Below are 23,378 nucleotides of genomic sequence, written 5' to 3'. Positions count from 1 at the left end.
TATATGAGACACAGGCGGGATGATCTACGATGGCCTGCATGCGCCGGTTCATCCCCTTCCTTTCCGTGGCCCTCGTCGCCGCTTGTTCCACCCCCGCCGAGGAGCCGCAGCCACCCCACTATGTCGCCCTGGGGGATTCCTATGCGGCCATGGGCTCAACCACGCTGCCGCTGGATCCGCCCAATACCTGCGTGCGTGCGCAGGATTCCTACCCCGAGCTTGCAGCCAAGGAAATGGACGCGGAGCTCACCAATGTAGCCTGCCAGGGCGCTAGCACCCTCGATGTGCTTTCCTCGGCCGGCGAACACCCCGCCCAGGTCGACGCCCTGCGAGAGGACACCGACCTGGTGAGCCTTTCCATCGGCGGCAATGACGCCAGCTTCGTACGCCTTACCCAATGCGCCACGGATGATATCTGCCAGGCGGAATCCGGCCCGCAGATAGACCTGGAAATTCGCGATCTACCCCGCCGTCTAGACAAGGTCTACGAGGAGATCCACCGCCGCTCCCCTGACGCGAAAGTCCTGGCTACTGGTTATCTTCCGCTAATTAAGCGCGGCGAGACCTGCCCGTACATAGAAAAAATCCCGGCCAGTGACCGGGAATGGTTGGCACGCTCTATCGAGCGCATCAACCAGGCGGTGCGCGAGGCCGCCGAGCGCAATGGGGCTATATACGTGCTTGCCGACGCCGCCTTAGACCACACCGCCTGCTCCCCCTCACCGTGGGTGGATTTCACGGGCCAGGAGACCAATTCCTTTCCCATGCACCCCACCCACGCGGGTCAGCGGGCCATGGCCGATGCACTACGCGCTGCCCTCTAACCCGGCGCGCGCGGCGTCGTCGGAACCAGGCACGCGCATCTCGAACTTTTCTGTGACCACGGTGTAGTCAAAGTAGCCCATGCGTGCGATGGGCTTGATCTTGAGGATGTCGAGCTTGCCTTCCTCATCGATGACGGATTCATCGATATGGATGGTCTTTACATCCGCTACCACGAGGTCGATGCTGCCCACCTTGGAATTACCGGGCACGCGCAGCGTGGTTTTGTACTGGCACTCGAACTTCACCGGCGATTCTTTCACCATGGGAATGCGGTGATTGTCCGCATACTCCTTAGTAACGGAAAGGCGGTCCCACTCGCTGTCGCCATAGTCAAGCACCTGGGCGGATTTATTGACTTCCTCACGCAGGTCATAGGTGGCCATATTCCACACAAACCAGCCGGTTTCCTCCGCGTTAAGCACCGTGTCCTTGCGGCGACCATCCGGGTATTGGTTGGCCGAAAACATCACCATTGGTGGATCGAAAGTGAGGTTTTGCCACTGGCTATAAGGCGCGATGTTTTCGCAGCCCTCACCGTCCACGCTGGAAAGCCAGCCAATGGGGCGCGGCACTGTGCTCGCTTTAAAAGGGGAAAACGGCAAGGGGTTGGGCTCAGATTGTGGGTGCCAAGAAATGGTCGACATATTAGCCACGCAGCTTTCCAGTAGCGTTCTCAACGGCTTCGACAAGCGCACCCTCCTTAACCAGGCGCACGGTCTCCTCGATTTCCGGCGATAGGTAGCGGTCCACACCTGGACCCGTGACGGTCTCGCGCAGCTTGGCGATGACCGCGCCGGTTCCCTTGGCTGGGGTGCCCTCGCGCATGTCGATAGCGCGGGCGGCGGTGAGGATTTCTACGGCAAGCACGCGCTGCAGGCCATCGACGGCCTTGCGTAGCTTGCGGGCAGCGGACCAACCCATGGATACATGGTCTTCCTGCATGGCCGAAGAAGGAATGGAATCGGCCGAAGAGGGGTTGGCTAGGCGCTTCATTTCGCTCACGATGCCGGCTTGGGCGTACTGGGCGATCATGTGGCCAGAGTCAACACCGGGGTCGTCGGCAAGAAAGGCGTTCAGCCCGCGGTTGCGCGCCGGGTCCAGGAAGCGGTCGGTGCGGCGCTCAGAAATGGAGGCCAAGTCCGCAGTGACAATTGCCAGGAAGTCAAGCGCATAGGCCACCGGCGCGCCGTGGAAGTTGCCGTTAGAGACCACGCGACCATCCTTGGTCACCACCGGATTATCCACCGCGGCAGCCAGCTCGCGCTCGGCCACCTGGGCGGTGTGGGTCAAGGTATCGCGGAATCCGCCAGCTACCTGCGGGGCGCAGCGCACGGAGTAGGCATCCTGCACTTGGTTCTTCTTAAACTCCTCCAGCGCGGCCTCCAAGATCTCAGAGCCTTCGGCCACCTGGAGGATATTAGCCGCAGCATCGGCCTGGCCCGGATGCGGGCGCAGCTGCTGCAGGTCATCCGCGAAGACCACGAGGGTACCCAGCAGGCCTTCCACGGTCATGGCGGTGGCAATATCGGCGGTCTTTGCGGCCGCGCGCAGGTCAGTGATGGCCAGGCAGAGCTGTCCCAGCATGCCATCGGTGCCGTTGATAAGCGCTAGGCCTTCCTTCTCGCGCAGTTGCAGCGGCTCGATGCCAGCTGCGGCCAAGGCTTCGCCCGCATCCTGCAGCTCGCCGTTCACGCGCACCTCACCTTCGCCCAACAGGGCCAGCGCACAGTGAGCAAGCGGCGCCAAATCGCCGGAGCAGCCCAGCGAGCCATACTCGCGCACCACCGGCACAATGCCGGCGTTAAGGGCCTTGGCATACGTTTCCACCACTACGGGGCGCACGCCGGTGCGGCCAGTGCACAAGGTGGACAGGCGCAGCAGCATCAGTGCGCGGATGACTTCTTCTTCCACTTCCGGGCCGGTACCCGCAGCGTGTGAGCGCACCAGGGAAAGCTGCAGCTGGGCGCGCATCTCCTCTGGGATATGGCGGCGAGCGAGCGCGCCAAAGCCGGTGGAAATGCCATAGACCGGGGTGGGATCTTGTGCTAGTTCTTCCACGCGCTCGCGGGTAGCAGCCACCTCTTCTAGGGCTTCAGGCGCAATCTCCACCTGCGCGTCATAGCGGGCAACGGCAACAACATCCTCGATGCTCAGCGCACCGACTTTTACGGTCACGGTGGACGGATAGGCGTTAGGCATGGCAAATCTCCTTGAATAGGATCAATAGTTGAAAATGTGTCGCGCGACAGCCCAACGCGATGAATGTATGCTACCTCACTTTTTGCGATTGCGGTACATTTTGGCCGCGACCTTGTCCGATACCTCTAGCAAGGCCCGAATGGCGGCGTCCGCCTTCGCATCCGGTGTCCCTACCGGATACGTCACCGCCACCGCCGCCGCCGGACGGTCCAAGTGATCCAAGATAGGCACCGCCACAGAGGCCTGACCGCGGGTAATTTCTTCGATCTCCTGGTCCCACCCGCGTGCAGCCACCAAACTCAAGCGCTCTTTCAATGCAGCAAAGCCGCTACCTCCTGCGGTATCAAAGGCGGCGCGCACCTCCGCATCAGGCAAATGGGCCAGCATCACGCGCCCAGACGCCGTCTTATGTGCCTGCAGGCGCACACCCACCTCAGTGACCAAGGAGGTAGCACCCGCCGCACGCACCTCTTGCAAATACAAGATTTCCGAACCAGCCATACGTGACAGGTGCCCCGATCCACCCACCAGCGCCGCACACTGTTCCAAGTCCCGAGTGGCCATGCGCACCAAGGGCTGCTGCGTTACATAGGCCGAAGCCATGGAATACGCCGCCAGGCCCAGTCCATACGTCTTGTGCTCCGGCAAATGGGCTACAAAACCAGCATCAACCATCTCCGCCAGCAGGTGGTATGTAGACGAGCGCGGCAGGTTGAGCTCACCTTGGATGCGGGCAGCGGATATAGGGACGTCGATGGTGGACAAAAGCTTGAGGATCTCCATCGCATGACGCGCCGCCGGGACTCTGTTGGTACTCACGGAGGGCAATTTTAAGCACCACTGTGGCGCTTATCAGTGCAGCACACGGCACCAAGTCTGAAATTCCAGACAAATAAATATGTTCCACGACACACCTTGGACAAATAGAGACTTAGACTACATAAAACTTTTCATACGCTAGGAGATGCCATGTCCCAACACGGCCTTAAACACAGGCACCTGCACTTCATCGCCCTCGGATCCGCGATCGGCACCGGACTGTTTTATGGTTCAGCCGGTGCCATCCAAGCCGCCGGCCCCTCTGTCCTCGTCGTCTATCTCCTCGCCGGCGCGGTGGTGTATTTCATGCTCCGCGCCCTAGGTGAAATGGCCGTGCACCACCCCATCACCGGCTCCTTCGCCGGCTACGCCCGCATGTTCATGGGCGGATGGGCGGGCTACATCACCGGCTGGATGTTCGCCTTTGAGATGGTCATCGTAGCGCTTGCGGACCTCACCGCCATCGGCGTTTATATGCGCTTTTGGTTCCCAGACGTCTCGCAGTGGGTTTGGGTTGCAGCCACCTTGCTCATCGTGGGCGGCGCAAACCTCGCCACTGTCAAGGCCTTCGGTGAACTAGAATTTGCCTTTACCATCATCAAGGTCGGCGCCGTACTCGCCATGATTGCCGGCGGCCTTGCGGTATTAGCCTTTGGGCTTTCTGATGCCCACACCACCGGCCCCGTCAACCTCGTCAACGACGGTGGCTTCTTCCCCAACGGCCCCACGGGCATGATCGCTTCTTTCATCCTCGTTCTCTTTGCCTTTGGCGGCACCGAAATCATCGGTGTTGCCGGCAGCGCCGCCCAGCACCCAGAAAAATCCGTACCCAAAGCAATCAATACGGTGCCCATGCGCATCCTGCTTTTCTATGTCCTTGCCATCGCCGTCATTCTCATGATCACCCCATGGCGCGAGATTACCGGCGAGCAGTCCCCCTTCGTCCAAATCTTTAATACCCTCGGCGTTTCCTGGGCTGCAGGTTTGCTCAACTTCGTGGTCATTACCGCCGCTTTATCGGCCATCAACGCCGACCTCTTCGGTGCAGGACGCGTCATCACTGGCCTTGCCCACCAAAAGCACGCCCCTAAGTTCATGTCCAAAGTAGTGCGTGGCGTACCCGTAATGACCACCATCATCCTCATCGCCACCATGATCATTGGCACCATACTCAATGCCCTCCTGCCGGAGAATGTCTTCGAGGTCATCGCCTCGCTAGCTACCTTCGCCACCGTGTTTGTCTGGCTTATGATTCTGCTGGCTCACCTGTACTCCCGGCGCGGAATGAGCACACAAGACGTAGCGAACCTCAAATACAAAGTTCCCTTCTGGCCCTATGGTCAGTACCTGTCCATCGCATTTATCCTCATGACCTTCGGCATAATGGTCTGGCAAGAGGAGTACCGCATTTCCCTCGTTGTGGGTGTGGCCTTCATTGCCATTATGACGGCGGTTTATTTCCTCACCAACCGGCACGAGGTAACACATGAGGATGAACCCACCGAAGAGCCAGAAGAACTCGTCGTTTCCGCCTAACATCGAAAACCATGAACACTGAAAAAGCTGAACTTTTCACCCCCGCCCCCGAATGGTCCGGCCGCTCCGATGGCCCTGGCCCAGAGCATGCCCGTTGGCATAGCGTTATCAATCAGTCCACCGAATCCCCCGCCCCAGTAACCCTCCTGGGGTTTGCCTCCGATGAGGGCGTGCTGCGCAACGGCGGCCGCCAGGGTGCAGCCGCAGGCCCAGCCGCGCTGCGTTCCGCGCTTGGCTCCTTGGCGGTGCACCATGAGCATGCGCTTGCCGACGCCGGCACGATCACCACCCAGGCCGACGACCTCGACGGCTCCCACGACGCGCTCTCCGATAAAGTGCAGGAACTCGTCGAAGCCGGCACCCTCCCCATCATTTTGGGCGGCGGTCACGAGACCGCCTTCGGCTCGCACCGCGGCCTCTACCGCGCGGTAGGCGCCACCAAGATCATCAACCTGGATGCTCACTTCGATCTGCGCCGCGCGAACCAAGCCACCTCCGGCACCCCGTTCAAGCAGATTTCGGAGCTCACCGATGACTTCGACTACACCGTGCTGGGCATCTCCCGCCCCAATAACACCGCTGTGCTTTTCGACGAGGCAGAGAGCCTGAACGTCGCCATCACCCTGGACGAGGAACTAGTCAATCTCACCCCAGCCGAGTGCGGCGAGCTTGCCGCCCGCGCCACCGAGGGCAAGGACAAGGTCCACTTGTCCATCGACCTCGATGTCCTGCCGGCATCCACCGCGCCGGGCGTATCCGCCCCGGCGTCTCTGGGCGTGAGCTATGAGCGCATCCGGGCCATGGCCATAGCTATTGCACGGACGGGCAAGCTAGCCTTGGTGGACGTCGTCGAGCTTAACCCCACCTTCGACATAGATAACCGCACCGCCAAAGCGGCGGCGCGGCTTATCGATGACATCGTCACGGCCCACATCAAGGCCTAGCTCTTAAATCAAAACAGCAGGTGAGCAATCGGCGTGGCGATAAGAATGGTCAGCGCCACGCGCTCAAACCAAATGATGACCAGGTGGGTCAGCTTCACCGGAATCTTGGTAGCCAGGATGCAGGGCACCAGCGCGGAGAAGAAGATAATGGCAGAGACTGCCACCACGCCGATGACGAACTTGAGCACCATGCTGTCGCTGCCTGCCACTGCGGTGGCGGGCAGGAACATTTCTGCAATTCCCATGGCCGCACCTTTGCCGGCTTGTACCGGCTCCGGCAGCTGCACTACCCACGCGAATGGGTAGAACAGGTAACCAATCCACTCAAAGATGGGTGTAAAGCGCGCCAGCAACAGGCCAATGAGACCCACCGACATAATGGAAGGCACAATGGCCGCCGCCATGCGGACGCCATCGCGCAAGTTCTCCCAGATGGACTCCCACAACGATGGTGCGCGTTGTAGCGCCAGCATCGCCTCGCGCCACGCGTTTTTGATGCGCGAGCCTTCTACCGGCTTTTCCGGATCTGGGTGCGCATCCGCAAAATACTCGTCCGGAATCGTCCGCAGCGGCGGAATCCGCACGGTAATGGCGGTAACCACAAAGGTCACGATGAGCGTGACAATGAAGTAGGTGCCCCAGACCTTCATCAGGTCAAGCTGCTTGGCCACGATGACCATGAAGGCCGCAGAGACCGTCGAAAAGCCTGTGGCAATAATCGCTGCCTCGCGGCCGGTATAGCTGCCCTTTTGGTAGACGCGGTCCGTGACCAAAATTCCGAGCGAATACGAGCCTACAAACGAGGCCACCGCGTCAATTGCTGAGCGCCCCGGAGTCTTCCACAGTGGCCGCATGATGGGCTGCATAAGCACGCCAACAAATTCCAGCAAACCAAAGCCAATGAGAAACGCGAGGAAAGCACCGCCAATCGGCACGATAAGCCCAACCGGAGTGGCAATGGAGTTCCACAAGAATGGCACCAGGTCCTCGTCACCGAGCACCCACGGCAGTGCGTCGATGACCATCAGGAACGAAACCACCGCACCCACAATATTGAGCACCGCAAAGACTGCCTGCAGCACGCTTTCTTTAAACGCGCCGGTAGTAAAACTGCGCACCGTTCCGTACACGGCCAAGGCAAAGATAATCCACGGCACCGCCGCAGGAATCCCCTCACGCACCATCGTGACCATGTGGTCCAAAGGAATGGAGCGCTTATCCTGATACGTCACCGGCAGGAAGAATACGAACGCGCCAATCGCGCTATATAAAAAGAGTTTCCACCGTCCCCCAGGCTGCGGGATTTCCCCGTCATGGCTCTGGATGGAGGAGTAAACCGATTCGGTAGAAGTCACAGTAAAACCGTCCCCTCAAGCTTGCCTACAAAAATCAAGCCCGCGTGACAGCCTTACGCGAACATTGGGGACATGTTATCTAAGTAACAGCTCACTGTCTAGACGTTTTCGAGATCCAAGGCACAATAGAGTCATGTCTAAACCCATTCGCGTCGTCGGCGCCGTTTTCCATGACGGCCAGCGCTTCCTCGCCTGCCGAAAGAAACCGGGCAAGCCATTAGAAGGCCACTGGGAATTTCCAGGTGGAAAGATTGAGCCTGGTGAAACGCCTCAGCAAGCCCTAGCTCGAGAAATACACGAAGAGCTCAACCTCAAAGCCGAGGTGGGAGCGAAGCTCGCGACAACAACTTACGAGTACGAATTCGCGACCATTGAGCTAACGACTTTCTATTGCACGCTTGTCGACGGCGACCTCCGCCTGACCGACCACGACGAAACGAAGTGGGTTACCCCCGCAAAGGCCGCCAGTTTGAACTGGGCTCCCGCTGATATTCCAGCGGTAGAAGCATTAGCTTCTAATCACATCTAAGGAACGAAAGTTCCTTTCTTTCATAGTATCCTTTCGCCAGAATTCGGCGGATATCCTCCGCTAAACGCAACACCAGCGGGAGAACACTTAGTCACTAATGCTCTCTTATGCCAATTTAGGATGCCCAGCCTTTAGAATTTGGTCATTATGAGCATCAGTCCCGACTCTTCCCTACCTTTCGGTGTATACGAAACCCCCATTACGTCCCGTATTCGCGAACGAATGGAGGAAACGTTAAACCAACATCCTGCTGCAGGATTCGGTATCGGGCGAAGCTCCGATCAGGAAGCTCAGGGCCGCTATACTTCGGCGGTTTCTCAACACATCGGCTCACTCTTAGAGCACCGTCTCCGTAGTTTGAAGTCGCCCGAGGACCGCGTTGCCCTCATCAACACCATTGCGCTTCTGCTGGGCGATGATGAAGGAATCGATTCCGAGGAGCTCCTCTATGCTGTGTACAACTCCGGATTAGCGGATCCTCCCCTCCTTCCTGACGTTTCACTCACCAAGAGCGCACTATTTACCAATGCCCGGGGAGAATCTAGTTTAACCAGCGAGATCGAAAGAGAAATTAAAACGGCCGATTCGGTAGACCTGCTGTGCGCTTTCATCAAGAATTCCGGCATTAGCGTCCTCGATAGACAGCTGGAGTATCTTCGCGATAACAAAATCCCATTCCGTCTTCTTACTTCTACGTACTGCGGTGCGTCTGACGCAGCAGCGCTCAAGCGATTGGTCGAGAAGTATCAGGCAGACGTGAAAATTTGCTATGAACACAAATCCACTCGCCTTCATGCCAAAGCTTGGCTGTTCCGACGAAAATCCGGTTTCGACACTGCATTTATTGGTAGTTCTAACCTGTCAAGGTCCGCTCTTGTCGATGGTTGGGAATGGAATGTCCGCGGCTCTAACACCGCAACACCGGAAGTGATTGATAAGTTCATCAAGACTTTCGATAGTTACTGGCACGACAGCCACTTTAAAACCTTCGTCCCAAATAGTGACATGGAGCGTCTCGAGCGGTCTCTACGCATAGCCAAAGGCGGTGAATCGTCCGGAGCACTTCGCCAATTGGAGCTTTCTGGCCTAGAGGTAACGCCTTACCCATACCAAGAAGAGATGCTCGAGGCTTTGCGGTCAGAGCGGGAGATAAAGGATCGACATCGAAACCTTCTGGTAGCTGCGACAGGAACTGGAAAGACCGTAGTTGCTGCACTAGATTATCGAAATCTTTGCGAACAATGGAAGCGACGTCCCCGATTGCTCTTCGTGGCTCACCGGAAGGAAATTCTTCACCAAGCCCGACGGACATTCCGAGAAGTTCTCAAAGACGCAGACTTTGGCGAGCTGCTTGTCGACGGCGCCGAGCCGCACCGTTGGGATTTTGTCTTTGCCAGCGTGCAATCCCTACGTGCTTCCCGTCTAGAACAGCTAGATCCCAAACGCTTTGATGTCGTAATAATCGACGAGTTTCATCACGCACAAGCTCCGACCTATAACACGCTTTTAGACCACTTCCAACCACGAGAGCTCTTAGGCTTAACAGCTACGCCGGAACGTGGTGATGGCGAAAACATTCAGAAGTACTTTGACTATCGCGTAGCCCATGAACTGCGTTTGTGGGATGCTTTGCGTTTGCAGCTGTTAGTTCCCATGCATTACTACGGGATCGCTGATGGGACGGACCTTTCTTCGTTGACCTGGATCCGAGGCAAGAAAAACTATAACTCCAGAGAGCTCTCCGAGTTCTACATCAAAGCAGGAGAAAAGCGCACCCGCTTCATTATTAACGAGCTGAACCGGCGCATTTTCGATCTCTCGGAGATGAAAGCGATCGGATTTTGCGTCACTATCGCTCACGCAAAATATATGGCAACGCAATTCCAACAATTTGGAATCCCAGCGCGCGCTGTAACGAACGAACTCTCTGCCGCCGAGCGGGCCCAGGCCATTAGAGATCTGGAGACGGGTGAGGTCAAAGTTCTGTTTTCTGTAGATATATTTAACGAGGGCGTAGACATTCCTGCTGTTAACACCTTACTTTTGCTCCGCCCGACGCAAAGCCCCGTGGTCTTTCTGCAACAACTAGGTCGCGGTCTCCGTCTATCTCCAGGTAAAGACTCCTGCGTCATTTTCGATTTCATTGGCCAACAGCATGCGGATTTTGATTTCGAGCGCAAGTTCCGTGCCCTAACTCGGAAACGGGGCAAGCGCTTGACCGAAGAGATTGAACAGGGATTTCCCACAACTCCGCCGGGATCACATATTCAGCTAGACCAAACGACAACCGAGCAGGTTCTTCGCAATGTCAAGAAGATCTCACGAAATTCACTACGCAAAGTACGTGCATTACTTTCTGAAATTCGAACTACAGATCTTAAAGAGTTCCTTGAGGAATCAAATCTCCAGCTAGAAGATATCTACCGCCCCTCAAAGTATTCGTGGACGCGGCTTCTTCGTGAAGAAGGCCTTATTCAGCAGAACACCAATGAGACTGAAACATTTCTGCTCAATCGGATTCGGGTTTTCCTGCACGTCAACGATCCGCACCGAGTCGACGCCTATCTGCGCATCCTTTCCACCCCAGATCTCCACTACGCCGACATGGCTCAATCCGATCAAGCCTTCACCCGAATGCTCGTCCTCGGGTTCTGGGCGAACTCAAATTCTCCGCATCCCGGTTCCTATGACAAGGCTCTGTCAATTTTGCGCCAGCACCCGCAGGTCGCTTGGGAATTGCAACAGGTTATGCAACTGTGCAGTGACTCTTCTCGAATCATTCCGCAGCATAGCGAGACTTCTGTGTTGGAAACGCACGCGGATTATTCATTGGCCGAACTAATTGGTGCTTTGGAGACTAGGAGCCTTGCACAACTTGTAAACCTTCCCCGCGAGGGCGTGAATTACTTCCCGGATATCAATACGGACCTGTTCTTGGTGACGTTTCAAAAAGACGAACAGGTAAGTGCCTCTACGAATTACCGAGACTATCCAATTTCACCCGATCTATTACACTGGGAGTCTCAATCAACAACGACGCTGAAGTCGAAGGCGGCTAAACGCTACATCGGCCATAAGAATCGTGATGGCAAGATTCTCATAGCCTCGCGCTTTAATAAGAAAAACGAAGTCGGTACAGCGAGCGCCTATACCTATTTAGGCGCTGTGGATTATGTGTCACACCATGGAGAAAAGCCGATCCAATTCGAATGGAAGCTCCAGCGAGCAATGCCCAAGGCGCTCTACGCTGCCGGAAGAACGGTGGCATAGACGGCCGATCGAAAACTGAAATCTGCGTTTTCCTGATAGAAAAGCACCACCCTCCCTATAGTGATTAGAAACACAACTGATCGAGAGGGCGCCATGAGTCATACCCACGAATCAAATTCTGCCCGGCCTGCAGGCAGCAGGCACGACGCAGCAACGACAGACCAGGCCAGAGTGAAATGGACTTTAGTCGGTCCAGGATTAGTGGCCGCAGCGACAGGTGTAGGTGCGGCCGACCTAGTGGCCACTATGATTGCCGGCCAGCGGTATGGCTACGCACTCCTTTGGGCGGTCATCATCGGCACTATTATGAAGATCGTACTGGTCGAAGGTGTCGGACGGTATAGCCTCGCCACCGGAAACACGATGTTCCACGGTTGGCGCGAGTTGGGACGTTGGACTTCCTGGTACTTTGCCCCTTATATCGTTATTTGGGGGCTGGTCTACGGCGCCGCCGCGATGTCCGGCACTGGGCTGGCCCTCAGCGCCCTTTTCCCGAACACCAGTCTCGAAATGTGGGCAATTATTACTGGCATTTCTTGTTTCGTCCTGACTTGGGTTGGCCAATATCAGCTTTTTGAAAAACTTGCAGCCATCTTGGTCGGGATTATGTTTGTCACTGTAGTGGGCATCGCCGCCATTACTGCCCCTAACCTTCCCGAAATTATCGGGGGTTTAGTGCCACAGATTCCAGATGGCTCCTTTCTCTATGTACTATCCATCGCTGGCGGAGTGGGCGGCACTATTACGCTAGCGGCCTACGGCTACTGGCTGCGAGAAAAGGAATGGTACACGCCGAAATGGATGAAGGTTATGCGTATGGACAATACGGTAGCTTATGCAGTCACCGGAATCTTCGTTCTGGCTACACTCGTGCTCGGTGCTGAACTTCTCTACAGCGCCAACGTCGCAGTATCCGATAACGATCAGGGACTCGTTGATATGGCGGATGTACTCGAAAACCGCTACGGAACTTTTCTTTCCAAACTGTTCATCGTTGGATTTTTCTCTGCCGCATTCTCTTCCTGCCTTGGTGTTTGGAATGGCGTGTCCCTCATGTTCGCTGACTATATTGGCCACCTCAAAAAGATCCCGCAAGGCGATCCCCAAACGAGTACCGGTGGAAAGTATTACCGTGCTTATCTCATCTGGCTAACTTTTCCGCCAATGTTGCTGCTGCTCCTTGGAAAGCCGACTGGGCTAATCATCGCTTATGGGGTTCTCGGCTCCTTCTTTATGCCATTTTTGGGCCTGACCCTCCTGGTATTGCTGAATACCAAACACACCCCAAAGACATGGAGGAACGGCTGGTTCGTCAACACTTTGATGGCGATAATCTCCGTCGCCTTCGTTTATCTATGCGTTTCCCAATTGGTCGAACTTTTCTAGCCGAAATACCAATTACTACTTCCCCTGCGGCACCCGCTTCGGCTTATTCCCCACCTCAGCGTGCGGATCGCGGCCGAATGCCCAGGCAATGATGCCAATGAAGGCGATAGCGCCGCAAACGGTGAAGGCGAGGGGGAATCCGGAGGCGTCGGCAAGCAGGCCAATGAGCATGGGGCCTAAGATTTGGCCGAAGTCTCCGGCCATCTGGAAGGTGGATAGTACCTTGCCGCCGGAGCGCTCATTGCCCACGATGTCTCCCACCGCGGCCTGCTGGGAGGGGTTAATGAGCCCGGACGATGCACCGGCGAAGGCGGACACGAGCAGGAGGAACCACACGCTGGTGGCCAGGCCCATGAGCACCATGAAAATGGCGGAGCCGACTAGGCCGATAAGGATAAGTGGCTTGCGGCCGTGGATATCGGACCACCTGCCCGAAAATTGCAAGACGATGGCGTTCCCAGCAGCGAAGACTGCTAGCGCAAGGCCGGATGCCGCGGCGCCATTGTGGAAGATAGAGGCGGCAAAAAGAGGTAGGACGGACACGCGCACGCCCATATTGATCCAGCCATGTGCAAAATTGGAAGTTAATACCGCGCGATAGGCGGTATCACCCCAGGCTTCCTGCAGGCGCATGGGCGGCAGTTTATCCTTATTGGCCTGCTTGTGGTTGACGCGGGGCATTTGCCACCAGACAACGAAGGCGGCGAGTGCGACGCCCACCCCGTAGATGAAAAATGGCCAACGAAAGCCCAGGAAGGACAGGCTGGCGCCTAGAACCGGGCCAGCAACGTTGCCTAGCAGGAAGGCCGTGGCATAGGTGGCAGAACATTTGCCGCGAATCGACGGCGGGGACATGCGCACGATAAGGCCCATGGCCGAGACCGTGAACATGGTCGAGCCAATGCCGGCTAGGGCTCGCAGGGCCACGATGTGCCAGTAGCTTTGGGCAATGGAGACGAGTCCGGTGGTTACCGCGACGGTCATGAGGCCAATGAGGTAGACGCGGCGTGAGCCGACGCGATCCACCAATGAACCGGACATCGGCGCGAAAAGCAGGCGCGAGGCAGCGAAGATGGAAACCACCAGGCCCGCGGCGGCCATGGAGACATCGAAGCTCACCACAAACTGCGGCAAGAGCGGAGCGATGAGACCGTATCCCAGCGCGATGATGAATGCGGCGGTGACCATAACCCAGATCTCGCGTGGAATTTGCGGCTTTTGTTCTGGGCTTATTTCCCCACTTGGCGTATTCATCATATCGGCTGCAACTCTAATCCTTCAGTTACAGGAAAGCCATTTTCAATCTCTGTTCGTACAGGTGTTCTACTAGCGTGGGCGAGTGTCCGCGCAGGGTTCTAATGTGATGGCCATGTACAACGCAGAAAAGAACTTTCCCCAGTCCACCCCGATGTTCCTCCCACGTTCCGCCAGCGAGATTGCCGCAGATTTGCTCTACCACGAATACGACACCATCGAGTCCATTACCGCTATCCTGCACCACCCACGTTCCCTGGCCCGCCCTACTCCCACCTGGCGCCCACCACTCAAGCAGCTGCCGACGGCCGCGGGTGGACCGGGCGGAGACTACTGCATGAGCATTACCCGCCACCGCGTGGGTTCACGCGTAAAGGCCCGAGTGCGCGGCTTTGGGCAAGACCGCATTCCCGCATACCTCATCACCATCCGCATAACCGAGAACTTTGGCCAAACGGTGGAACCTGCCGTGGCCGAAGGCTGGGTACGCACGCTTGTGCCGGCGGAGATGGTTGATGCCGTCCACGAGGTCTCTCGCGGCCCCAATGCCACCTATGTATGGCTCGTGGATAGCTCTTTTCAACCCGTCCGCTCCCCCGAGTCGTTATTCGCCGGCTTAACCCAAGCCGCCTAAGCGGTCACGGGCTGTTTTGTCTGCTGCCCCGGCACATCCGGTGCTGCATGCGGGTCAGGCGCGTGCAGGATCTTTTTCAATACTTCGCGGTTAAAGGTCACCGTGTAGTGTCGAGCGATTGCCTTGGGCATAAAACGCAAAACCAAGCAGGCGATGAGAACGGTAAAGACCTTGTCCAAGATGTCAGAGGTAAGGCCTTGCAGGATGATGGCCAGGCGCTCATCTTGAAAGATCAGCTCATAGAACTTGGTAAGGTTTTGCGGTTCCTGGCGTGGACGCCCGCTGAACGAAAAGATCAGGACATATACGCTCATCACGCCGGAGCCGATGCCCATACCGAGGCCGGAAAAAATGATCGACGAGAGCCTATTAAATACCCCGCGGCGGGCCATCAAACCCACGGCGGCGCCGATAAAGATGCCCACAGGAGCAAAGGCGAGATCATAGGCAAAGTACACTCCTCCCAACACCGTGGTGGTCAAGCCCGTGGCCATACCCAGCACAGGACCGGCGATGATTGCCACGATGGAGGTGCCCACGGCATCGAAGAACAACGGGGCTTGCGAGCGCACCGTCAACGAGCCCAGCAATAAATTTATCGAGGCACCGAAGATGGGATACAAGAGGATGCAATTGGGCACCAACCCATACTGCGAGGTGTATAACAGCACCGCGGCCACCAAGAGCAGCACCCAGACGCTGGCGGTCAGATAAGACTCAAAAGTCTCGGTCACCGTGGAGTACACGCCAAGGACGGTGCAAAACCACGCGGCAAGCGAGAGTGCTACGGCGACAACGACAAGAACGTATCGCCACGTAGTATCGCGGTTCACTGCCATGGTTTTCTACTCCTCATAAGGTTTGGCCTGGGGCGGATTTTCAGTCCCAGGCCGGGAACCTTCTAAAGCCTAGTTGCCGGCGCGTGAAAGTAGCAAGACAATAAGGAATATATAATCTATACCCCTACCTGCAATAATGCTTTGAAAAAGAGAAAGGCCCAGCCCCACCGCAAGAAGGCGGTGAGCTGGGCTATGGGAGGTAGGGTTTACTTATCTTCAGCTGCTTCGGCCTCGGATTCATCGTCCACGTCGGCATCATCGTTGTCGAAGTAGTCCTCCTCTTCGTCCCCATCATCCTCACCGAAGATGTCGTAGACGTCCGGTTCTTCATAGTCTTCGTCATCGAAGGATACGAGCTGCGCTTCCCAGTCCAAAGCTTGCTCAGAAACAAGCCCCAGGACGTCGAAGAGGCGATCGAAATCGGTGTAGGTACCAAGCTCGAGGGCCTCGGCAGGAACCTCCACGATGGGGACATCATCAAAGTCGGCGTTATCAAAGAGGGCGAGGCGGTCGGCCTCATCGAGATCCTCATCCTCTTCATCAACTTCCCAGGCGAGGGTGACGGCCTCATCTTCCATGTCATCTAGATCGTCTTCGTCGAAGTCGAAAGCGAGGAAGCGGACGATGGCAGAAGGGACACCGTCTATGGTTTCCACAAGCACGCGCAGCTCCGAGTCATTGGCTACTTCAGCCACGACAAGGTGTGGGTTGAGCTCATCTTGGGAAAATTCTAGTTCCGCAATGCGTTCATCGGTGCCCTCCAGCAGGTCGCGCAGGACGGTGACCACTTGGTCGGTAGCGATGTGGCGAGAAACCGCCTCCACGGCGTCATCTACAGAGAAGGCGACGGAGACCAAGACTGCCTCAAATTCCTCATCGTCTTCATCAACGTCTGCCGCAGCGATATAGACATTTGCTGCAGGCAGGAGCGGATCGATTTCAATAAATTGGATTTCCAGATCAGAGGTGATTGGAACGAACATGACGTCATCATTGACGCGGGACTCGATGCCCTCGGCATCCAATGCAGAAGCAATATCTTCGAAAAAGCTCATGGTGGTTTAAAATCCATCCTTCGGAAGCAGAGGTCCCCACGGTAGGCAAGCCGCCGCCCGCGGTCACTGTGGAGTCTACCGCTATTCCCACCCGTATGGTTGGAAGCCCAAAGATTTCACCAGCTCTGGGCGCCCACTTCCCCACTCCAACATGTGGTATCCTTCCCACGCTTGCCGCTTGAGCTCGTGCGGGGCGTTTTCAATATAGGCTTCCGCATCAAAGATCATGGTGGCCCGCTGCTTGAGCCCGTAGCGCGGCCAGCTCATCTTCGGGCGGCCACCGTGGATAAAGGCGGACCAGTGCTGCTGCATGGTGGCGGTAAGTTCTTCCATCTCCGCGCGCGAGCCCCAATTAGTAAGGAAGGACGCGCGCGAAGAATGTGGGTCACCAAAGACGTTGCCCAGCTCCATCGAGTGCATGGCCCCTAGGCCCAACCACTTGAGTACGGCAGAGGCGAAGTCGAAGCGGTACATCCACGTTGGTGCCACCTGCGCGTGGGCGGCGGCGATGCGGGTGGAGGGTGCCCAAAAGAGGGCGTCGGCAAGCAGGTGCGCAAAGTCTTCGCGGGCCACTGCGCCGTCATAAGCGGCAACCACCTCAGGGGCATGCTGGGGATCGAAGGAGGCCAATAGGCGCAGGGCGGCGCGCTCACGGGAGCTTTGGCGCTGGAAGAGGAATTTGCCAAAGCTAGCCTCGTCCGAGTTCGTGCCGATGAGCAGCGGAACTTGATGCTGGTGGCCGTTTTCAAAGGCGGCAATGGGGTGTTCTGGAATAAGCTCCTCATCCACCGTGGGCGCATAGCAAGAATTAAGGTGAATGAGCTCTCCAGCCCGCCACATCATGGACTGGCCGGAGCGCACCAAATCAGCAAAGTTTTCCTGCCGCAGATCCTCTACCGAGGTGCGGCGCGGCAAGGCCAACCGGTGAACCAGCTCGCGCGCCCACAAGGTGGATTGAGCCCGGGAGTGAATCATGGCGATCGGCGGGGACTGGGCGATGGCGCGATGGAATAGGCCCTCCGCGGGCGGGCTCGTCATCAAGGTCAAAACGGCCGCACCGCCGGCAGACTCGCCCATGAGGGTGACAGAGTCAGGGTCACCGCCAAAGGCGGCGATATTATCGCGCACCCACTGCAATGCCAAGATCTGGTCAGCCACCGCCGGGTTGGCACTGCAGTCGCCGCCTAGGCTGCGCAGGTCCAAATAACCCAAAGAGTTAAGGCGGAAATTGATGGATACGTAGACCACGTCCATGCGGGTGGCTAGCTCGAAACCACGAAGCATGAGCATATGAGACGAACCCATAATGAAGCTGCCGCCATGTAAATAGACCACCACAGGAAGCTTCTCCTCGGTGCGCGGGCGCACGATGTCGAGGTACAGGCAGTCCTCGGAGCCGATAATGCGGTCGGTCCAGGAGTACGTGGGCTGCGGGGCCGGCGGGCCGAACTGACTGCAATCGCGCACGCCCTCCCACGCCGGCGCGGGCTGCGGGGCGCGGAAGCGATTGTCCCCAGCGGTGGTATCTCCAAACGGGATACCGCGCCACGTCAACACCGGCCCGGCGCTAATGGGGCGATCGGGGCGCAGGTCCTCTTCAATAACACCGCGCACCCAACCAGAGGTGGTGCGCACCGTCAGCTCATCTGCCAGGGCGTTTCGAGCTTCCTCGTAGGCGCGGCGGGCGCGTTCGTGCGCCTGCTCCGCCTTCAGTCGCGCCGCCGCGGAGGACTCCTCCGGGAAGACATCCCCGGAATCGCGGTAATTCTCGTGCGGCCTAACCATGTCCACTAGCTTAGGTGGCCTGCACGCCCAGGGCGATCTGATTGCGGCGCGGCGGCACATTAATGCAGCCTTTACTATGCTGGGCACGGATAAGTTTTAGCGAAAGAGAAGGACACATGGGTTTATTCACTAAAGATAAAAAGGACAACTCCACCGAGGTGGATACCGTCGATACCTATGACATCGATCCGGAGGACAGCAACCGCTTTACCTCTGCCCTGCTCAACTCTTTGGACCGCGCGGTATCGATACAATCTGGCGTCATCATCAAGTATGTCGAGAGCCTGAAAAAGCGCAATAAGGGCGCAAGCCCACAGAAGCTGCAGGAGCTCATTGACAAGCACTTCCTTAATATCACCTCCGGTACCGGTGCGGCCGCAGGTGCATCCGCCGCCATCCCGGGTATTGGTTTGGTAACCGGCGCTGCCACCATCGCAGGCGAGTCCGTGGTTTTCTTAGAGGCCGCAGCTTGGTACATCTTGGCTTCTGCCTACCTGCGTGGCGATGACATCAAGTCCCCCGAGCGCCGCCGCGCCCTTGTACTCGTCGTGCTCACCGGCTCGAAGGGGTCCGCTTTGGTCGATACCTTTGTCGGGGACCTCAATAGCGTTGCTGGTATGCGCTCGGCCGCTAGCCTGTCCCGATTCTCCGGCCCCACTCTATCTGGCATCAACGGCCGCCTGACCAAGCTTTTTACCAAACAAGTCACCAAACGCCTCAAGTGGGCGTGGGTAAGCAAACTGATGCCCATGGGCATTGGCGCGGTATTAGGCACCACCGCCAATCGCAAGCTGGCCAAGCAGGTCATCGAGCACGCCGGCGAGCAGCTTTCCCCCCTTACCTAAGGCTAGGGGTAGCCAGAAACCGGAAAGTGGGGCTGTTGATACCCCTAACATAGTGAGTTTAGGGGTATGCCCCGTATCATGTAGGCAGACTCTTTGGCGGGTGACGTATGCGCTCGTACAAAGGCCGCACTAAAGTCGAATAAACGACCATTTTAAAGCAGAGAAATGAGGCGAATACCTGCCGTGAGCACATCGAATATCTTCGGCCCCAATGCGTGGCTGATAGACGAGCAGTTCCAGCAGTACTCCAAGGACCCGAGCTCCGTAGATAAGGAGTGGCGCGACTACTTCGAGGCAAACGGCGCGCCTAAGTCTAAGGCCCCAGCCAAGGAGGTCGCGAAGCCGTCTAAGCCAGCCGCGAAGAAGACTGAGGGTACTACTACCGCCCGCAAGCAGGAGGTCCGCGAAACCAACGTGGATAAGTCCGTGTCCAAGGCACAGGAGAAGTCCGCTAAGGCACAGCAGTCCGTAAAGAAGTCTGAGTCCCCGCTGGACCATATTGCGGACTACAAGGGCGGCGAAGAGCGCCAGCTCAAGGGCATGTTCAAGGCCATTGCTAAGAACATGGAAGAATCCCTGGAAATTCCTACCGCTACCACCGTGCGCGATATGCCGGTCAAGCTCATGTGGGAAAACCGCTCCATGATCAATGACCACCTCAAGCGCACCCGCGGTGGCAAGATCTCCTTTACCCACATCATCGGCTACGCCATGGTCAAGGCCGTGCAGCTGCACCCAGATATGAACGTGCGCTACGAGCTCAAGGATGGCAAGCCTTATGTCATCCAGCCCGAGCACATCAACCTGGGCCTAGCCATTGACCTCCCGCAGAAGGATGGCTCCCGCGCGCTGGTCGTTGCCGCCATCAAGGAGTGCGAGACCAAGTCCTTCTCCGAGTTTGTTGCGGCTTATGAGGACATTGTTACCCGTTCCCGCAAGAACAAGCTCACCATGGATGACTTCTCTGGTGTGACCATTAACCTCACCAACCCGGGCGGCATCGGCACCCGCCACTCCATCGCCCGCCTGACTAAGGGCGCGGGCTCCATTATCGGCGTGGGCTCTATGGATTACCCGGCCGAGTTCGCCGGTGCTTCCGCAGATCGCTTGGCTGACCTAGGCGTAGGCCGCCTGGTTACCTTGACCTCCACCTATGACCACCGCGTTATCCAGGGTGCAGAGTCCGGCGAATTCTTGCGCACCATTGGCCAGCTGCTTGTCGACGGCGCGTTCTGGGACGACCTCTTCTCCTCCATGGGCGTGCCTTATGAGCCATTCCGTTGGGCACAGGACGTGCCAAACTCCGGCGTGGACAAGAACACCCGCGTCATGCAGCTCATCGAGTCCTACCGCTCCCGCGGCCACCTGCTTGCCGATACCAACCCGCTGGGTTGGGTACAGCCGGGACTGCCTAACCCGGATCACCGCGACCTCGATATCGCGACCCACGGCCTGACCATTTGGGATCTGGACCGCACCTTCAACGTCGGTGGCTTTGGCGGCAAGGAGCAGATGACTCTGCGCGAGGTGCTGTCTCGCCTGCGCGCCGCCTATACCTTGAAGGTCGGCTCCGAGTACACCCACATCTTGGACCGCGATGAGCGCAGCTGGCTGCAGGACCGCCTCGAGGCTGGCATGCCGAAGCCCACCAACGCGGAGCAGAAGTACATCCTGCAGAAGGTTAATGCCGCCGAGGCATTCGAGAACTTCTTGCAGACCAAGTACGTGGGCCAGAAGCGCTTCTCCCTCGAGGGCGCTGAGACCCTCATTCCGTTGCTGGATTCCATCATCGATACTGCCGCTGGCCAGGATTTGGACGAGGTCGTCATCGGTATGCCGCACCGCGGCCGCCTGAACGTTCTCTTCAATATCGTGGGCAAGCCGCTGGCCGATATCTTCGGCGAGTTCGACGGCAACTACAAGGGCGGCCAGCTCGGCGGCTCCGGTGACGTTAAGTACCACTTGGGTTCTGAGGGCCACCACCTCCAGATGTTCGGCGATGGCGAAATCAAGGTCACCCTTGCTGCCAACCCGTCCCACCTCGAGGCCGTGGACCCAGTCATGGAAGGCATCGCGCGCGCTAAGCAGGACATTTTGGACAAGGGCCCAGAGGGCCACACCGTTGTTCCGGTCATGCTCCACGGCGATGCATCCTTCACCGGCCTGGGCATTGTCCAGGAGACCATCAACCTGTCCCAGCTGCGCGGTTATACCAACGGCGGCACCGTCCACATCGTGGTCAATAACCAGGTGGGCTTCACCACTACCCCGGATTCCGGCCGTTCCACCCACTACGCCACCGACTTGGCCAAGGGCTTCGACTGCCCGGTCTTCCACGTCAATGGCGACGACCCAGAAGCAGTTGTCTGGGTGGGCCAGATGGCTGCCGAGTACCGCCGCCAGTTTGGCAAGGATGTCTTCATCGACCTCATGGTCTACCGCCTGCGCGGTCACAACGAGGCCGATGACCCATCCATGACCCAGCCAGAGCTTTACTCTGTCATCGACGAGCACAAGGCAGTGCGCGAGCGCTACACCAACGACCTCATCGGCCGTGGTGACCTCTCCGCCGAAGACGCCGAAGCAGCCGCACGCGACTTCCACGATCAGATGGAGTCCGTCTTTGCCGAGCACAAGGAAGCTGGCAAGGCTCGCCCGAAGGAGCAGACCGGCATCACCTCCTCCCAGGAGCTCACCCGCGGCCTGGATACCTCTATCACCGCCGAGGAACTCGCCGAGCTGGGTGCCGCCTATGGCAACCCACCAGAGGACTTCGAGTACCACAAGCGCGTGGGCAAGGTAGCCAAGGATCGCGAGAAGTCTTCCCGCGAGGGCGGCATCGACTGGGGTTGGGGCGAACTCATCGCCTTCGGTTCCCTGGCCGGCGAGGGCAAGGTCGTCCGCCTGGCTGGTGAAGATTCCCGCCGCGGTACCTTCACCCAGCGCCACGCCGTTACATTCGACCCACGCAACGGCAATGAGTACAACCCGATGCACGCCATCGCCACCTCCAAGGGCAATGGCGGCAAGTTCATGGTCTACAACTCCGCGCTGACCGAGTACGCTGGCATGGGCTTCGAATACGGCTACACCGTGGGCAACCCAGACGCCCTCGTGGCGTGGGAGGCACAGTTCGGTGACTTCGCCAACGGCGCCCAGACCATTATCGATGAGTACATCTCCTCCGGTGAGGCCAAGTGGGGCCAGCTGTCCAGCCTGGTACTCCTCCTGCCGCACGGCTACGAGGGCCAGGGTCCGGACCACTCCTCCGCCCGCATCGAGCGCTACCTCCAGCTGTGCGCTGAGGGTTCCATGACCGTGGCTCAGCCTTCCACCCCGGCTAACCACTTCCACCTGCTGCGCCGCCAGGCTCTCGGTGAGATGAAGCGTCCATTGGTCGTCTTCACCCCGAAGTCCATGCTGCGCAACAAGGCGGCCACCTCCGCCGTGGAGGACTTCACCGAGGTCAAGCGCTTCCAGTCCGTTATCAACGATCCGAACTACGTTGACGTTGACGGCAAGAAGGTTGGCGATACCGACAAGGTCAAGACCATCATGCTGGTCTCCGGCAAGCTGTACTGGGATCTGGAGAAGAAGCGCGAGGCCGACGGCCGCGATGACATCGCCATCGTCCGCGTGGAGATGCTTCACCCGATTCCGTTCAACCGCCTGCGCGAGGCATTTGAGGCTTACCCGAATGCCACCCAGATTCGCTTCGTACAGGACGAGCCGGCCAACCAGGGTCCATGGCCGTTCTACAATGAGCACCTGCGCACCCTGATCCCAGATATGCCTGAGATGGTTCGCGTTTCCCGCCGTGCCCAGTCCTCGACTGCCACCGGCAATGCCAAGGTGCACCAGATTGAGCAGAAGAACCTGCTGGAAGAGGCTTTTGACATCTAGAGCTCTTCGAAATGTTTAAACCCCAGTGAGGACTCCTCACTGGGGTTTACTCATGCGGGCCAACGTCTTGATTTCTAGCGGTCGTGGAAACACCTGACATGGGTTAGGTGATTGTGTGGAGTCGAAATGGGTTCCGGATTCTGTTGTTGTGGCGCGGTTTGCGTCGTTGGTTCGGGCTGGTAGTTCAATACGGGCGGCTG

The 23,378-nt window shown here is 57.8% G+C and carries 17 protein-coding genes; 9 read left to right on the top strand and 8 right to left on the bottom strand.

Annotated features, from left to right (window positions below):
- Nucleotides 1-38: 38 nt before the first annotated feature.
- Nucleotides 39-824, top strand: a complete 786-nt coding sequence (locus MHK04_RS08855) for an SGNH/GDSL hydrolase family protein (protein WP_239208275.1) — start codon at nucleotides 39-41, stop codon at nucleotides 822-824.
- Here the strand turns inward: MHK04_RS08855 and MHK04_RS08850 are convergent.
- The 3 genes from MHK04_RS08850 to MHK04_RS08840 form a co-directional block, all read right to left on the bottom strand.
- Complete coding sequence (locus tag MHK04_RS08850; RefSeq protein WP_239208274.1) at nucleotides 807-1,397, bottom strand: flavin reductase family protein; 591 nt, start codon at nucleotides 1,395-1,397, stop codon at nucleotides 807-809. The genes MHK04_RS08855 and MHK04_RS08850 overlap by 18 nt on opposite strands.
- Before the next feature lie 73 nt (nucleotides 1,398-1,470).
- Complete coding sequence (gene hutH, locus MHK04_RS08845) at nucleotides 1,471-3,024, bottom strand: histidine ammonia-lyase (RefSeq protein ID WP_239208273.1); 1,554 nt, start codon at nucleotides 3,022-3,024, stop codon at nucleotides 1,471-1,473.
- A gap of 75 nt (nucleotides 3,025-3,099) precedes the next feature.
- A complete protein-coding gene (locus tag MHK04_RS08840) occupies nucleotides 3,100-3,807 on the bottom strand; it encodes an IclR family transcriptional regulator (RefSeq protein ID WP_239208309.1) in 708 nt (235 codons plus the stop codon).
- A gap of 186 nt (nucleotides 3,808-3,993) precedes the next feature.
- Between MHK04_RS08840 and MHK04_RS08835 the strand changes: the two genes are divergently transcribed.
- Together MHK04_RS08835 and hutG are read left to right on the top strand one after the other, a co-directional pair.
- Entirely contained in the window at nucleotides 3,994-5,379 is a 1,386-nt protein-coding gene (locus tag MHK04_RS08835) for an amino acid permease (protein ID WP_239208272.1), read from the top strand.
- Between the two features lie 11 nt (nucleotides 5,380-5,390).
- Nucleotides 5,391-6,323 (top strand): formimidoylglutamase, encoded by a 933-nt coding sequence (hutG, locus tag MHK04_RS08830; protein WP_239208271.1) that lies wholly within the window; start codon nucleotides 5,391-5,393, stop codon nucleotides 6,321-6,323.
- Between the two features lie 8 nt (nucleotides 6,324-6,331).
- Here the strand turns inward: hutG and MHK04_RS08825 are convergent, their stop codons facing one another.
- Nucleotides 6,332-7,678 (bottom strand): YjiH family protein, encoded by a 1,347-nt coding sequence (locus MHK04_RS08825; RefSeq protein WP_239208270.1) that lies wholly within the window; start codon nucleotides 7,676-7,678, stop codon nucleotides 6,332-6,334.
- A 133-nt stretch (nucleotides 7,679-7,811) separates the two neighbouring features.
- Between MHK04_RS08825 and MHK04_RS08820 the strand changes: the two genes are divergently transcribed.
- From MHK04_RS08820 to MHK04_RS08810, 3 genes are all read left to right on the top strand, one after another.
- Nucleotides 7,812-8,207 (top strand): (deoxy)nucleoside triphosphate pyrophosphohydrolase, encoded by a 396-nt coding sequence (locus MHK04_RS08820; RefSeq protein WP_239208269.1) that lies wholly within the window; start codon nucleotides 7,812-7,814, stop codon nucleotides 8,205-8,207.
- A gap of 147 nt (nucleotides 8,208-8,354) precedes the next feature.
- Complete coding sequence (locus MHK04_RS08815) at nucleotides 8,355-11,477, top strand: DUF3427 domain-containing protein (protein WP_239208268.1); 3,123 nt, start codon at nucleotides 8,355-8,357, stop codon at nucleotides 11,475-11,477.
- Between the two features lie 171 nt (nucleotides 11,478-11,648).
- A complete protein-coding gene (locus MHK04_RS08810; RefSeq protein WP_367404180.1) occupies nucleotides 11,649-12,863 on the top strand; it encodes an Nramp family divalent metal transporter in 1,215 nt (404 codons plus the stop codon).
- 15 nt (nucleotides 12,864-12,878) lie between these two features.
- On the opposite strand, the gene MHK04_RS08805 is transcribed toward MHK04_RS08810, so the two are convergent.
- A complete protein-coding gene (locus MHK04_RS08805) occupies nucleotides 12,879-14,120 on the bottom strand; it encodes an MFS transporter (RefSeq protein ID WP_239208266.1) in 1,242 nt (413 codons plus the stop codon).
- A gap of 106 nt (nucleotides 14,121-14,226) precedes the next feature.
- Between MHK04_RS08805 and MHK04_RS08800 the strand changes: the two genes are divergently transcribed.
- Nucleotides 14,227-14,751 (top strand): hypothetical protein, encoded by a 525-nt coding sequence (locus MHK04_RS08800; protein ID WP_275434376.1) that lies wholly within the window; start codon nucleotides 14,227-14,229, stop codon nucleotides 14,749-14,751.
- Here MHK04_RS08800 and MHK04_RS08795 read toward each other — a convergent pair.
- The 3 genes from MHK04_RS08795 to MHK04_RS08785 form a co-directional block, all read right to left on the bottom strand.
- A complete protein-coding gene (locus MHK04_RS08795) occupies nucleotides 14,748-15,590 on the bottom strand; it encodes a hypothetical protein (protein ID WP_239208265.1) in 843 nt (280 codons plus the stop codon). The two genes, MHK04_RS08800 and MHK04_RS08795, sit on opposite strands and share 4 nt — an antisense overlap.
- Before the next feature lie 206 nt (nucleotides 15,591-15,796).
- On the bottom strand, nucleotides 15,797-16,645 hold the full coding sequence (locus tag MHK04_RS08790; RefSeq protein ID WP_200287747.1) for a DNA primase: 849 nt from the start codon (nucleotides 16,643-16,645) through the stop codon (nucleotides 15,797-15,799).
- 81 nt (nucleotides 16,646-16,726) lie between these two features.
- Nucleotides 16,727-18,430 (bottom strand): carboxylesterase/lipase family protein, encoded by a 1,704-nt coding sequence (locus tag MHK04_RS08785; RefSeq protein ID WP_200287749.1) that lies wholly within the window; start codon nucleotides 18,428-18,430, stop codon nucleotides 16,727-16,729.
- A 116-nt stretch (nucleotides 18,431-18,546) separates the two neighbouring features.
- Here MHK04_RS08785 and MHK04_RS08780 point away from each other — a divergent pair, with 116 nt between their 5' ends.
- Nucleotides 18,547-19,275: a hypothetical protein gene (locus MHK04_RS08780; RefSeq protein WP_200287751.1), complete on the top strand. Its 729-nt coding sequence runs from the start codon at nucleotides 18,547-18,549 to the stop codon at nucleotides 19,273-19,275.
- Nucleotides 19,276-19,458: 183 nt separating this feature from the next.
- Nucleotides 19,459-23,178 carry a multifunctional oxoglutarate decarboxylase/oxoglutarate dehydrogenase thiamine pyrophosphate-binding subunit/dihydrolipoyllysine-residue succinyltransferase subunit gene (locus MHK04_RS08775; protein WP_411350904.1) on the top strand — a complete coding sequence of 1,240 codons (3,720 nt, stop codon included), beginning with the start codon at nucleotides 19,459-19,461 and terminating at the stop codon, nucleotides 23,176-23,178.
- Nucleotides 23,179-23,378: the final 200 nt, after the last annotated feature.

Origin of the sequence: Corynebacterium nasorum, assembly GCF_022345765.1 — a bacterium.
In the GTDB taxonomy this organism is placed as follows: Bacteria; Actinomycetota; Actinomycetes; order Mycobacteriales; family Mycobacteriaceae; genus Corynebacterium; species Corynebacterium kefirresidentii.
Note: the sequence above shows the minus strand (reverse complement) of the source record. Positions and strands in the feature narration are given on the sequence as shown.